This is a genomic window from Kitasatospora sp. NPDC057512 (assembly GCF_042802135.1).
Classification (GTDB): Bacteria; Actinomycetota; Actinomycetes; order Streptomycetales; family Streptomycetaceae; genus Kitasatospora.
This window is the reverse complement of sequence record NZ_JBHVET010000164.1, coordinates 1-12,815: the sequence shown is the minus strand read 5'-3', so window position 1 is coordinate 12,815 and position 12,815 is coordinate 1. Positions and strand designations below refer to the sequence as shown.

13 protein-coding genes are annotated in these 12,815 nt (G+C 75.4%); 11 read left to right on the top strand and 2 right to left on the bottom strand.

Annotated features, from left to right (window positions below; genetic code table 11):
- Nucleotides 1-355: 355 nt before the first annotated feature.
- On the bottom strand, nt 356-1,153 hold the full coding sequence (locus ACFU6K_RS13875) for an HAD family hydrolase (RefSeq protein WP_380662926.1): 798 nt from the start codon (nt 1,151-1,153) through the stop codon (nt 356-358).
- A gap of 839 nt (nt 1,154-1,992) precedes the next feature.
- Here ACFU6K_RS13875 and ssd point away from each other — a divergent pair.
- The 8 genes from ssd to ACFU6K_RS13835 all read left to right on the top strand — a co-directional run bounded on the left by ssd (nt 1,993) and on the right by ACFU6K_RS13835 (nt 7,915).
- The gene (gene ssd, locus ACFU6K_RS13870) at nt 1,993-3,117 is read left to right on the top strand and encodes a septum site-determining protein Ssd (protein WP_380662924.1); all 1,125 of its coding nucleotides are present in this window, start codon (nt 1,993-1,995) and stop codon (nt 3,115-3,117) included.
- Nucleotides 3,117-4,454 carry a TadA family conjugal transfer-associated ATPase gene (locus ACFU6K_RS13865; protein ID WP_380662922.1) on the top strand — a complete coding sequence of 446 codons (1,338 nt, stop codon included), beginning with the start codon at nt 3,117-3,119 and terminating at the stop codon, nt 4,452-4,454. The genes ssd and ACFU6K_RS13865 overlap by 1 nt, the downstream gene beginning before the upstream one ends.
- The gene (locus ACFU6K_RS13860) at nt 4,451-4,606 is read left to right on the top strand and encodes a hypothetical protein (RefSeq protein WP_380662920.1); all 156 of its coding nucleotides are present in this window, start codon (nt 4,451-4,453) and stop codon (nt 4,604-4,606) included. The genes ACFU6K_RS13865 and ACFU6K_RS13860 overlap by 4 nt, the downstream gene beginning before the upstream one ends.
- Complete coding sequence (locus ACFU6K_RS13855; RefSeq protein ID WP_380662925.1) at nt 4,606-5,640, top strand: type II secretion system F family protein; 1,035 nt, start codon at nt 4,606-4,608, stop codon at nt 5,638-5,640. Before ACFU6K_RS13860 ends, ACFU6K_RS13855 begins: the two co-directional genes overlap by 1 nt.
- 137 nt (nt 5,641-5,777) lie before the next feature.
- Complete coding sequence (locus ACFU6K_RS13850; protein WP_380662919.1) at nt 5,778-6,413, top strand: type II secretion system F family protein; 636 nt, start codon at nt 5,778-5,780, stop codon at nt 6,411-6,413.
- Nucleotides 6,414-6,466: 53 nt separating this feature from the next.
- Nucleotides 6,467-6,760, top strand: coding sequence for a DUF4244 domain-containing protein (locus ACFU6K_RS13845; protein WP_380662917.1), 294 nt, complete (start codon nt 6,467-6,469; stop codon nt 6,758-6,760).
- Between the two features lie 277 nt (nt 6,761-7,037).
- The gene (locus ACFU6K_RS13840) at nt 7,038-7,400 is read left to right on the top strand and encodes a TadE family type IV pilus minor pilin (RefSeq protein ID WP_380662916.1); all 363 of its coding nucleotides are present in this window, start codon (nt 7,038-7,040) and stop codon (nt 7,398-7,400) included.
- Nucleotides 7,388-7,915, top strand: coding sequence for an Rv3654c family TadE-like protein (locus ACFU6K_RS13835; RefSeq protein ID WP_380662914.1), 528 nt, complete (start codon nt 7,388-7,390; stop codon nt 7,913-7,915). The genes ACFU6K_RS13840 and ACFU6K_RS13835 overlap by 13 nt, the downstream gene beginning before the upstream one ends.
- On the opposite strand, the gene ACFU6K_RS13830 is transcribed toward ACFU6K_RS13835, so the two are convergent.
- Complete coding sequence (locus ACFU6K_RS13830; protein WP_380662913.1) at nt 7,910-10,378, bottom strand: DEAD/DEAH box helicase; 2,469 nt, start codon at nt 10,376-10,378, stop codon at nt 7,910-7,912. The genes ACFU6K_RS13835 and ACFU6K_RS13830 overlap by 6 nt on opposite strands.
- A gap of 219 nt (nt 10,379-10,597) precedes the next feature.
- Between ACFU6K_RS13830 and bldG the strand changes: the two genes are divergently transcribed.
- From bldG to ACFU6K_RS13815, 3 genes are all read left to right on the top strand, one after another.
- On the top strand, nt 10,598-10,939 hold the full coding sequence (bldG, locus tag ACFU6K_RS13825) for an anti-sigma factor antagonist BldG (protein ID WP_049659132.1): 342 nt from the start codon (nt 10,598-10,600) through the stop codon (nt 10,937-10,939).
- Between the two features lie 160 nt (nt 10,940-11,099).
- Nucleotides 11,100-11,519 carry an ATP-binding protein gene (locus ACFU6K_RS13820; RefSeq protein ID WP_380662911.1) on the top strand — a complete coding sequence of 140 codons (420 nt, stop codon included), beginning with the start codon at nt 11,100-11,102 and terminating at the stop codon, nt 11,517-11,519.
- Between the two features lie 378 nt (nt 11,520-11,897).
- Complete coding sequence (locus ACFU6K_RS13815) at nt 11,898-12,680, top strand: hypothetical protein (protein ID WP_380662910.1); 783 nt, start codon at nt 11,898-11,900, stop codon at nt 12,678-12,680.
- Nucleotides 12,681-12,815: the final 135 nt, after the last annotated feature.

Sequence of the window (12,815 nt, the reverse complement as noted above, 5' to 3'; positions counted from 1 at the left end):
CCCCGCGAGGGGGCGCGCGGAGACGAGGATGCGGCGGCACCTGTTCCTGCCGGGTGCCGCCGCTGGTGCAGATACCGGGTGACCATGCATGCACCGGAAGTGCCGATCAGACGGGGATCCTGCCCGTTCGTCTGGTCCGGCGGCCCGACAGCGGGTCGGCTGCATGTGGGTGCCCGGATATCTGTACGTGCGGTCCGTGGGGCCTGAACTGCGTTGTCGGTTTGACCTCTTAAGGTCCTGACCGGGTCTCGCGGGCCGTGCTTCATTTGTATCGCGTTTCGGGGGAAAGGGGAACCCGAAAAGAGAAGTCTGTCCCGATTGACCGTTTTGTCCAAGGACTGCCGGGCCGCCCGCCTCAGGCGAGCGGACGCCGCCGGCGGGCCAGGTACCAGATCACCCCGGCGGTCACCACGGCCGTCCCGACCGCCACGGCGGTCAGCACCGAGCCGCTCGGGGCCGAGAACTCGGGCAGTCGGCGCCGCAGTTCCACCGGCTTGTCGAAGACCAGCACCGGCCACTCCCGGGCCTGCGCCTCCTTCCGCAGCGCACGGTCCGGATTGACCGCCGACGGATGGCCGACCGCCTCCAGCAGCGGCAGGTCGGTGGAGGAGTCGCTGTAGGCGTAGGAGGCGGCCAGGTCGTAGCCCTCGATCGCGGCCAACTCCCGAATGGCGGCGGCCTTGTTCTCGGCGTACGCGTAGTACTCGATCTCGCCGGTGTAGCAGCCGTCCTCGACGTGGAGACGGGTGGCGATCACGTGGTCCGCGCCGAGCAGTCGGCCGATCGGCTCGACCACCTCGGAGCCGGAGCTGCTGACGATCACCACGTCCCGGCCGGCCGCGTGGTGCTGCTCGATCAGCGAGGCCGCCTCGTCGTAGATGATCGGGTCGATCAGGTTGTGCAGGGTCTCGGCGACGATCTCGCGGACCTGCTGGACGTTCCAGCCCCGGGTGAGCGCGGAGAGGTACTGGCGCATCTTCTCCATCTGGTCGTGGTCCGCGCCGCCGACCAGGAAGACGAACTGGGCGTACGCGCTGCGCAGTACGGCCCGACGGTTGATCAGGCCGCCCTGGTAGAAGGGGCGGCTGAAGGCCAGTGCGCTCGACTTGGCGATGATGGTCTTGTCGAGGTCGAAGAAGGCCGCGGTGCGCAGCCCGCCGGGTCGGGGGCGAACGGGCGGGCGGAGCTCTTCGGGCCCGGTGGCGTCGCCCTGGGACTCGTCGGCGTAGTCGTCGGCGTTCTCGGTGGTGTCCACGGGAACCGAGGATAGAGGGAGCCGCAAAAGACCCCGCCATTCGGCGTACTCGCGGGCGTGCGGGTTTGTGTTTCTGGCCGCTCGGGTACACCATGGAAGTCACGGATCGTTCGCGACCGTGCTAACCCGGTCCGGCTCCTCCCCCCCGAGCCGGGCTGTGGATAGACGACCCCCGCTCTCCCCCCCGGCGGGGGTCGTCGCACGTCCGGGGCCATTTTCAGGGCTTGAACGCCCCTCGCCGCGGGTGCGCCGCCGTCGTGTCGACGGCTTACAGGGGGTGTCGCCACTCCGGCCCGTCGATCGACTTTCGTCACTCTGTGTCGCCATTTGCTCATGCCCGTCGAGGATCGAACGGCTGGTTCCGATCGGTGGTGCGAGCCCGTTCGGAAGCCGTTCGGAAGCGGTGTCCGGAAGGCGGCGGGTGGGGGTCGGGAGAACCGCTGAACGGGGCGGGGCGGGTCGCCGGTTCATCTCGGTGACCCCCTTTCGTCAATTCTTCGCCGAATAGCCCCCCGCCCGGGTGAACGCTTTCCTCCACAGCACACGAGTTATCCACAGGCAATCGGAACCCGGATGACGAAATCCGGATCTCCCCCCACCGTGATGACCGGCGGCGGTCGCCGGGCAGGGCCTCACCCCTTCCTCCCTCAGAGGCCTGTCGGGCGGCCGTCCGCCGGAACCGTCCGACGTGCGCCGTCGGCCACCCCTGGTGGTCCGCGGCGCGGAGGGGAGCAACCATGTCGACGCCGATCGCCGACCACATCACCGCCGAGGGCCCCGCGGTCGCCGGGCCGCTCGTCGTCACCGAGGACGAGGGCCTGGCCGAGCACCTGCTGCGGATCTGCGCGGCGGCGGGCACCGAGCCGAGGCTGGTCCGGGGCGCGCCGCCGACGCGGGACCTCTGGGAAGGGGCCTCGCTGGTCCTGGTCGGGGACGACCAGGCCGTCCGCTGCTCCGGGCTGGGGCGGCGCGGCGGGGTGCTGCTGCTCGGGCTGGACCTCGACGACCCCGGGGTGTGGGTCAGAGCCGTCCAACTCGGGGCCGAGCACGTGCTGTTCCTGCCCGACGCCGAGGCCTGGCTGCTCGACCGGATCGCCGACGCGGCCGAGGGCGTCGGCTGCCCGGCGGTCACCGTCGCGGTGCTCGGCGGGTCCGGCGGGGCCGGGGCCTCGACCCTGGCCTGCGCGCTGGCGGTCACGGCCGCGCGGGCGGGTCGGCGGACGATGCTCCTGGACGGCGATCCGCTGGGCGGGGGCCTCGACATCCTGCTCGGCGGCGAGCGGGTCAGCGGGCTGCGCTGGCCCGATCTGGCCGGCTCCCGCGGGCGGGTCAGCGGGGCCGAACTGGCCCGGGCGCTGCCCGCGCTCAAACGGCTCTCCGCGCTGTCCTGCCTGTCCTGGGACCGGGGCGACACCCTGACGGTGCCGCCGGAGGCCATGCGCAGCGTGCTGGCCGCCTCCAGACGGCGCGGCGGGCTGGTGGTGGTCGACGTGCCCCGGCACCTCGACGCGGCCGCCGGGCAGGCGCTGGAGCAGTCCGACCTGGCGCTCCTGGTGGTGTCGGCCGAGCTGCGCGCGGTGGCCGCCGCCGACCGGGTCGCGGCGGCGGCCCGGATGCGGCTCGGGGACGTCCGGGCGCTGGTGCGGCCGGTGCGGGCCGGCGGGCTCCCGGCCCGGCAGATCGCCCGCGGGCTGCGGTTGCCGCTGGCGGGGGAGCTGGAGCCGGAGCCGGGCCTGGCCCAGGACGTGGTGAAGGGCGTCCCGCCCGGAAGCCGGGAGGGCGGCCCGCTCGCGCGCTTCTGCGCGAGCTTCCTGACCGAGGTGCTGCCGCCGGTGCCGGCGGTCGGAGGAGGTGTGTACTGATGGTCCGTCTGCGCAGAACGGTCCTTCGGAGCGGATCGCCCGGTCCGGGCGGCGGTGCGCGGGAGCACCGGCCGCTGCGGAGCGTGCCGCCGCCCGGCGGGCCGCCGGAGCCCGGGCACGGGCCCTGTCCGTACGGTCGGACGGCCCGCGAGCAGCGGGCGGCGGCCCTGGTGGACGCGGTCCGGCTGCGGCTGGCCGAGTCGGGGGCCGCCCCGACGGCGGGCTCGGTCGCGGCCGCGCTGCGGGCCACCCGCCCGCCGCTCGGCGGGGACGAGGTCCTGGACACCGTGCGCTCGCTGCGCGCCGAACTGGTGGGTGCGGGCCCGCTGGACGGGCTGCTGGCGGCGCCCGACGTCACGGACGTCCTGGTGAACGGTCCGGACGAGGTGTGGGTCGACCGTGGCGGCGGCCTGCAGCGAACCACCGGAGTCCGCTTCGCCGACGCCGAGGCGGTGCGGCGGCTGGCCCACCGGCTGGCCACGGCGGCCGGCCGACGGCTGGACGACGCCCGCCCCTGGGTGGACGCCCGGCTGCCGGACGGCACCCGGCTGCACGCCGTACTGCCGCCGATCGCGGCCGGCTGCACGCACATCTCGCTGCGGGTCTGCCGCCCCCGGCCCTTCACGCTCGACGAGCTGGTGGCGGGCGGGTCGCTGCCACCGGAGGGTGCGGAGCTGCTCGCGGGCATCGTGCGGGCCCGGCTGTCACTGCTCGTCTCCGGCGGGACGGGCTCGGGGAAGACCACGCTCCTGTCGGCCCTGCTCGGCCTGGTCGGGCCGGACGAGCGGATCGTGCTCGCCGAGGACTCCGCCGAGCTGCAACCGGCCCACCCGCACGTGGTCCGATTGCAGAGCCGGCCGCCCAATCAGGAGGGGCTGGGCGAGTTCACCCTGCGGGACCTCGTCCGCCAGGCGCTGCGGATGCGTCCGGACCGGCTGGTGATCGGCGAGGTCCGCGGGCCCGAGGTGTCGGACCTGCTGGCCGCGCTGAACACGGGGCACGAGGGCGGCTGCGGCACGGTCCACGCCAACACGGCGGCGGACGTACCGGTCCGGTTGGAGGCCCTGGGCGCGCTCGCGGGCCTCGACCGGACGGCGCTGCACGGCCAACTGCGGGCCGCACTCGACGTGGTGGTGCACCTGGTCCGCGATCCGGGCTCGGGGCGGCGCCGGGTGGCGGAGGTCCACACGCTGGCCGGGGCCGGTGACGGGTTAGCCGTGACCACACCCGCGGTGGCCTTCCCGGCATCCGGTGGCCTGCGTCCCGGCGCGGGGTGGGAACGGCTGGTCGGGCTGTTGGCGGCGCGCGGGGTGTCGCTCGGTCGGGGGCGCCCGTGATCGCGGTGACGGTGGCCGGGCCGGTGGGCGCGGACGTGCGGGTGGTGGAAGTCGCCTTCGCCCTGCTGCTGGGCGGGTGCGCGGTGGGAGCCCTGGTGCTGCTCGGCGGTGCGGGCCGGAAAGGCCGAGGTCAACGGAGGTTTGTGAAGTGATGCAGAGTCAACTCGCGGTCTGCTGGACGCTGGCGTTGTGCCTGGTGGCCGTCGCCGCGTGGCGTGCGGTGCAGGAGCAGTTGCCGGGCGGGCAGCGCTCCAGGCTGGTGCTGGCGGGCAGCGGGCCTCCGGTGCGGGCGCCCGGCCCGGAGACGGTGGTGCGTCCCCGGGCCCGGGGACGGCTGCCGGACTTCCTGGTGTCCGAACTGCTGCTCCTGCCACTGGGGTTGGCCGCCGGGCAGGCCACCTCCTCGCCGGTGCCGGTGCTCGCGGCCGCGCTGGCCGTCCTGCCGCTGCGCAGGTGGCGGCTGCGGCGACGCCTGGCGGCGGAGGCCCGGCACCGGGCCGCGGCGGTGGTGGAGCTCTGCGCCGGCCTGGCAGGGGAGTTGCGCGGTGGGGCGACGCCGGAGCAGGCGCTGCACCTGGTCACCGCGCGGTTCGCCGCCGACCCGGAGGGGCTGCGCAGGCTCGGCGAGGAGCCGGTGGCCCGACTGGCGGCGGGCCGTTACGGCGGGGACGTGCCGGCCGCGCTGCACCTGCTGGCCGAACTTCCGGGCGGCAGCGGGGCGGCGGCCGTGGCGGCCTGCTGGCGGGTGGCCGAGGGCAGCGGGTCGGGGTCGGCCGATGCGCTGGGCCGAGTCGCGGAGGCGTTGCGCGGGGAGCGGGCACTCGCGGAGGAGATCGCCGGGGAACTGGCCGGACCGCGCGCGACGATCGCCGTCCTGGCCGCGCTGCCGGGCGTCGGGCTGCTCATCGGGGCGGCGCTCGGGGCCCGCCCGCTGGAGGTCCTGTTGCACACCCCGGCCGGGCTGGGCTGCCTCGTGGCGGGGGCGGTCCTGGAGGGGCTGGGCGTGCTCTGGACGGCACGCATCGTCCGGACGGCGGCCCACGGCGCGCTGGAGGAGCCTGCTGGGTGGGGCGAGCGGTACCGGGCCCCCGGTCGTGCGGCGCCCGCTCTTCGGCCGGGTGAGCGGAACCGTGGGCTGTCGCGGGTGCGCGCACGGGCGCTCGGGGCGGAAGCGGGGGCGAGGTGATGCGGGGCGTCGAGTGGGCGGTTTTCGCCCTCACCGCAGGCGCGGTTGCTGCGGGGTGGACGTCGGTGCGCGGCCGGGTGAGGCGTCGACGGGTGCTCGTCCGGGCCCGGGGCCGAGAGGGGATGGGGAGGCGAACCATGGTGACCGCCTCGATGGTTGGGCGTTGCCGGCGGCTGGTGGTGGCGGCCGCCGTCGGGATCACGGCGGCGGTGCTGCTCGGTGGCGGCACCGGGCTGGCTGTCGGGGTTCTGCTCGCGGTGGGCGCCCATCGCTGGTCGGCCCGGGCGCGGTCGCCGGCCGATCGCCGGGCGGCCCGCGATGAGGAGCTGCTGACCAGGCAACTCCCCCTGGGTGCCGAGCTGTTGGCGGCCTGCCTCGGCTCGGCGGCGCTGCCCTCGGAGGCCGTGTCGGCGGTGGGCCGGAGCGTGGGGGCGCCGCTGGGGCCCCGGCTGGCGGCGATCGGGGCCGAACTGGCCCTGGGCGCACCGCCGGAGCTGTGCTGGCACCGCCTGGGCGAGCAGCACCCGTCGCTGGCGCCGCTGGCCCGCTGTCTGGAGCGCAGCAGCCTCGGCGGCGTCCCCGCCGCCGGCCCGTTGATCGGGCTGGCCCAGGGGCAGCGCGCGGCAGCCGCCCGCGCGGCCCACACCCGGGTCCGCCGGGCCGCGGTGCTCGCCACCGCGCCGCTGGGGCTCTGCTTCCTCCCGGCCTTCGTCCTGATCGGCGTGGTTCCGGTGGTCGTCGGCCTCACCAGCCGCTTCGCCCAGGCGATGTGAAGGACCGTCGGCCGCACGAGCAGCCGTCGTACGTCGAGTGACAGGAGAGTTTCATGACCGCAGTGATCGCGAATCGGCCCGGTGCCGGGCGTCCGCTCCGCCCGTTGGCCGAGGAGTGGCGGCGGAGGAGCCGCCGGTCGGTCCGTCGGGTGCGCTGGGCAGCCCGCCGGGTCCGCCGGGTGGCGCGACTCCGGGGCCGCTCGGACGCCGGGATGACCACGGCCGAGTACGCCGTCGGGACGCTGGGCGCGTGCGCCCTCGCGGCCGGGCTGTACAAGGTGGTGACCAGCGACGCCATCACGGGCGCGCTGACCGACATGCTGGTACGGGCGCTCCATGCGACCTGAGGCACGTTGCCGAACTCCCGCCGGCGGGCCGTCTTCGGCCGGAGGACCCCTGGGTGCGGGCGCACCCCGCGGGGCTGCCACCGGTCGTCGGCGGCCCCCGGCCGGGCGGACGGGCGGAGCGTCCGCACTCGCCTCGCGAGGCACGCACCCCGGCGTCGCCCCGTCCGGGCTCCGGGCGGGCGGCAGGGGCCTGAAGGCGGGCCCCGCGCGGGCCGGGGAGCGCGGCGTCGGCCGGGCGTGGTCGCTGCGCCGGCGGCGACGCGGCGACGCGGGCTTCGTGACGGCGGAGACGGCGGTAGTGCTGCCGGCGCTCGTCGTGCTCGCGGCGATGCTGATCTGGGGCGTACTCGCGGCGGCCGCGCAGATCCGCTGTGTGGACGCCGCCCGGGTCGGCGCCAGGGCGGCCGCGCGCGGGGAGGCGGACGCCGCCGGACTCGCCCGCGCGGCGGCCCCGCCGGGCGCACGGGTCCGGGTGGCCATGGCGGCTGACACGGTCCGGGTCGACGTGGAGGCGCCGTGCGCGGGGCCGGGCAGGCTCGGCGGGCTGCTCGCCGTCCGGCTCAGCGCGGCGGCCGTGGCGGCGCGGGAGGACGTCCTGGTGGCTGGCGCGGAGGCAGGCGGTGGCCCATGGCCGTCCTGAGCGGGCTGCGGGAGACCGTGGAGCGGCTGGCACGCGCCCGTGCGGTCCGAGCGGTCGCGGTGGGCGGCCGAGGGCCGGACGCCGGCTCGGCGACGGTCTGGCTGCTCGCCCTGGCGATGCTGGGCACGGCGGTGTTCGCCGGGACGATCGCGGTCGGCTCGGTGGTTGCCGCTCGGCACCGGGCCGAGTCGGCGGCCGACCTCGCGGCCCTCGCCGCGGCGGACCGACTGCTGCTGGACCGGGACGGCGGCTGCGCCCGGGCCGCCGGAATCGCCGCCGTACAGGGCGCCGGGCTGGTGTCCTGTGCGGTCGACCGGTCGGCGGACGCCGTCGAGGTGGTGGCCGAGGTGGAGGTCCGCGGGCTCCCGGCCCGACTGCCGGTCGGCCCGGCGCGGGCGAGGGCTCGGGCCGGGCCGGTACGGGCCCCGGTCACCGGCCCCGAGGACGTGCCGGAAGGCGGGCCGGGCGGGGCCCCGGACGGAGTCCCGGGCGTTGCTACGGAGGCGGTCTCATGAACCGGCCGGTGCTCCACCGTGCGATCCCGGTGCTCCACCGTGCGGTCCCGGTGCCGCCCCCGGCCCGTCCGCCTCCGGTCCGTCCGGTCCGTCCGGTCCGTTCGGTCCGTCCGTCGCCTCCGGCCCGTCGTCCGGCGCCTCCGCGGCTTCGGGTGCCCCGGCCAGCAGGACGTCCAGGAGCCGGACGGCAGCGGCCTTGTCCAGCGGGTCGTTCCCGTTGCCGCACTTGGGCGACTGGACGCAGGACGGGCAGCCGCGCTCGCACTCGCAGGAGGCGATCGCCGTCCGGGTGGCCGTCAGCCACTGGACGGCCCGTTGGAAGCCGCGTTCGGCGAAGCCGGCCCCACCGGGGTGGCCGTCGTAGACGAACACGGTCGGCAGGCCGGTGTCCGGGTGCAGCGGGACGGAGACGCCTCCGATGTCCCACCGGTCGCAGGTGGCGAACAACGGCAGCAGGCCGATCGAGGCGTGCTCGGCGGCGTGGGCGGCGCCGGGCAGCTGGTCGGGCGGGATGTCCGCGTCGAGCAGCTGGTCCTCGGTGACGGTCCACCAGACCGCGCGGGTGCGCAGTGTGCGGGGCGGCAGGTCGAGCTTGGACTCGCCCATGATCTCCCCGGTGGAGATCCGCTTGCGGAGGTAGCCGACCACCTGGTTGACCACCTCCACCGAGCCGAAGCTGAGCCGGCCCTCGCCCCAGTCCACGGTGGTGTCGGTGTCGAGGACGGAGATGGAGGTGATGTCGCGGGCGGCCGTGGTGTACGGCGGGTCGGCCGGTTCGACCAGGGCGACGGAGTTCTCCAGGTCGAACTCCCGGACGAGGTAGGTGCGGCCCTGGTGCAGGTGGACGGCGCCGGTGTGGACGGTGGTGTGCGCGGCTGCGGCGTCCACCGTGCCGAGCAGCCGGCCGGTGTCGGCCTCGACGATCTGCACCGGGTTGCCGCCGCTGCCGCGCAGGTCCACGGCGTCGGCCGCGCGCTCGCGACGGGTCCAGTACCAGGAGCCGTCGCTGCGCCGGCGCAGCAGGCCGCGCCGCTCCAGGACCGGCAGCAGTGGTGCGGTGGACGGCCCGAACAGCTCCAGGTCGGCATCGGTGAGCGGGAGTTCGGCGGCGGCCGCGCACAGGTGCGGGGCGAGCACGTGCGGGTTGTCGGGGTCGAGCACGGTGGCCTCGACGGGGGCCGCGAACAGCGCCTCGGGGTGGTGCACCAGGTAGGTGTCCAGCGGGTCGTCCCGGGCGATCAGGACGGCCAGCGCCCCTTGGGCCTCCCGGCCCGCGCGGCCCGCCTGCTGCCAGAGCGAGGCCCGGGTGCCGGGGTAGCCGGCCATCAGGACGGCGTCGAGGCCGGAGATGTCGACGCCGAGTTCGAGAGCGGAGGTGGAGGCCAGGCCGAGCAGTCGGCCGGAGTGCAAGTCGCGTTCCAAGGCCCGGCGTTCGTCGGCGAGGTAACCGCCGCGGTAGGCGGCGACCCGTCCGGCGAGCGGGCGGCCGAGCTGGTCCTGGGCCTGGAGCGCGACGAGCTCGGCGGCGCGCCGGGAGCGCACGAAGACGACGGTGCGGGTCTCCCGTTCGACCAGCTCGGTCAGCAGGTGGGCGGCCTCGGCGGTCGCGGTGCGGCGCACGGGCGCGCCGTGCTCGCCGACGTTCTCGGTCAGCGGCGGCTCCCAGAGGCCGAAGACCATCGGCCCGCGCGGCGAGGCGTCCTCGGTGACGGCCACGGCGGGCAGGCCGGTCAGCCGTTGGGCGGTCGCGGCCGGGTCGGCGGTGGTGGCGGAGGCCAGCAGGAAGGCGGGTGACGAACCGTAACGGGCGCAGATGCGGCGCAGCCGCCGCAGCACCTGGGCGACGTGCGAGCCGAACACGCCCCGGTAGCTGTGGCACTCGTCGACGACGACGTAGCGCAGCGCCTTGAGGAAGGTGGACCAGCGGGCATGGCCGGGCAGGATGCCCCGGTGCAGCATGTCCGGGTTGGTGAGCACGTAGGAGGCGTACTGGCGGACCCACTCGCGCTCCTCGGGCGGGGTGTCGCCGTCGTAGAGGGCGGCGCGCACCCTCGGCGGGGCGAGTTCGGCGGCCCGGCGGCGCTGGTCGGCGGCGAGCGCCTTGGTCGGGGCCAGGTAGAGCGCGGTGGCGCCGCGGCCGTTGCGGGCCTCGGTGCCGTCCAGCAGGTCGCTGAGCACCGGGGCCAGGTAGCCCAGCGACTTGCCCGAGGCGGTGCCTGTGGCGATCACCACAGTCTGGCCGCTTTTGGCCAGATTCATCGCTTCTGCCTGGTGCGCCCACGGCTGTTCCACCCCGACGGCACGCGCCGCGGCCACGACCTCCGGACGGATCGAGTCCGGCCACGGTGAATAACGCGCAGGTCGGGCGGGAAGGTGCTCCGTATGGGTGAGTCGGTCGGACCGCCCCCGGCCGGCGGCCAGGGTCGTGAGCAGTGCCTCGGGCGGGCTGTGTCGGGGCGGCATGAGGACCCAGTGTGTCACCGGCGTGACGGAGAATCGTCGTAAGCCATCGTGCGGGCATGGTCGCAGGTGGTTGAATGTGGCCGTGACGGCCGTATGGCCGTGGGTCGCAGCGCCGAGGCTTGCCACGCGTGGCTGGGCGCGCCCGGGCTCGACCATGCGGTGGCGGCCGTCCGGCCGAGGATCGCACATGACGTAGCAAGGCAAGGTGCTGGAGGTTCCGTGGACCTGTCCCTGTCGACCCGTTCAGTCGGCGATCGTACGGTCGTCGAGGTTGGCGGCGAGATCGATGTGTACACCGCCCCGAAGCTGCGGGAGCAGCTGGTCGAGCTCGTCAACGACGGCAAGTACCACCTCGTCGTCGACATGGAAGGCGTTGACTTCCTCGACTCGACCGGCCTCGGTGTGCTGGTGGGCGGTCTGAAGCGAGTGCGTGCCCACGAGGGCTCGCTGCGCCTCGTCTGCAACCAGGAGCGCATCCTGAAGATTTTCCGCATCACCGGCCTGACCAAGGTCTTCCCGATCCACACCTCGGTGGACGACGCGGTCAACGCGACCGACTGACGCGGCCGGGCCGGCCCGTGCGGCCGGCCCCGCTCGTTCTTCGCGTCCGGGTGCCCGGGTCCGTGTGGCCCGGTGCGTCCCCCGGGCGCCCCTGGGCCGGTTCCGCCGGCCCGCAGGGGCCGGGTCTCCGGCCCCGGTCGGAGCACCCCGAGGGGGAGAGATGGCAACCGTCGAACTTCGATTCAGCGCGCTTCCCGAGCACGTGCGGACGGCCAGGCTGGTCGCCGCGGCCGTCGCCAGACGGGCCGGGGTCGACGAGTCGGTGCTCGACGAGGTACGGCTCGCGGTCGGCGAGGCGTGCTCCCGTGCGGTCGGACTGCACCAGCGCGGCGGCATCGGCGGCGCGGTCCGGGTCGCGCTGACCGATCAGGAGAAGCGTTTCCTCATCGAGGTCGAGGACGAGGCCGGCCCCGCCGCCGTCCCGGCCTCCGGCGACGCCGAGGGCGGCGAGCCGGACGAGGACACCCTGGGCCTCGCCGTGATCACCGGCCTGGTCGAGGACCTGGAGGTCACCAACGGCACGGGCGGTGGCCTGATCCGGATGAGCTGGCCGGTCTCGGTCGCCTCGATCGCGGTCTGAGGCGCCGCCTCGACGGCTCCTCGTTTCCTCGTTTCCTTACGCCCTTGCGTCCTCGCTTCCTCGTGGGCGTTTCCTCGCGCCCGAGAGCGGCCGGGGTCCTGCTCCTGGGCATGCGGTGGCACACCGCTGATCCCGGTGGTTCGTCGCGTCGCGGAAGAGGGCGTCCACGCGGATCCGTGTCCTGTGGGCGCCTGGGCTGCTCGGGAGGCCCGCCCCGCCGCCGAAACGCTCGGGCCGGGACGAGTGCGAGCGGGCCCGCCCCGGGCCGGGGCATCGAGAGGGCGGCCCGTGGGGGCGGGGGAGCCGGGAACCGGGGAACGGACATCGGCCGTGTAGGTTCGACGACCGATGACGACCGAAACCGAAAGGCCTCTCCCGGTGAACAAGCGACTGCTGGCCGTACCCGCCCTCGGCGTGCTGCTCGCGTTCGGCGCCGTCGGCTGCGGCGGCGACGACAACAACAGCAAGCAGCTGGAGTCCTGGGCGTCGAACGTCTGCGGCGCTGCCAAGGACCCGATCGCCCAGGCGCAGACCGCCCTCGCCGACACCGGCCAGGTGAAGACCGGCGAGGCCCCGGCCGACCTCCAGAAGCGGCTCTCCACGGACATCGGGCGGCTGGCCAAGACCAACCAGGACATAGCCGCCGCCATCGACGCGGCCGGGGCGCCCAAGGTGCAGGACGGCGCGGCCCTACAGAAGGACACCGTCGAGGAGCTGAAGAAGGCGGCCGACGGCTACGTGGAGGTCCAGAAGAAGGTGGACGCGCTGCCCAACAACGACCAGGCCAAGTTCGCCGACGGGCTGCGCAGCGTGGCCGACCAGGTGCAGCAGCTGGCCTCGCTCTCCACCCAGGCGCAGAGCAAGCTCCAGCGCGGTGAGCTCGGTGCGGCGATGGCCAAGCAGGAGGGCTGCAAGCCGTCCCCGACCACCGCCCCGACCGGCGGCGCTTCCGGCGGTGCGGGGGCCGGCGCGAGTGGCACCCCGGCCCCGGGCGGTGCGGGCACGACCCCGGCGCCCGGTGCCACCGACACCCCGAGTGCCCCGGCCACCACCCCGGCGCCCGGCGCGACCGACGGTACGAGCCCGGCCGCGGCCGGTGCGACCACCGCTCCGGCCGCCCCGCCCACCACCCCGGCGAACCCGGCCCCCAGCGCGAGCTGAGTCCGGGCGGACCGGAGGGTCCGGCGCGCCCGTCCCCGTACACCGGCCCCGCTCCCCCTCCTGACTCGTAAACCCAGCGGCCGCAGCCGCCGTGTCGTCGGCTGAAGAACTCGGTCGACGCGGTAACATTCGAAC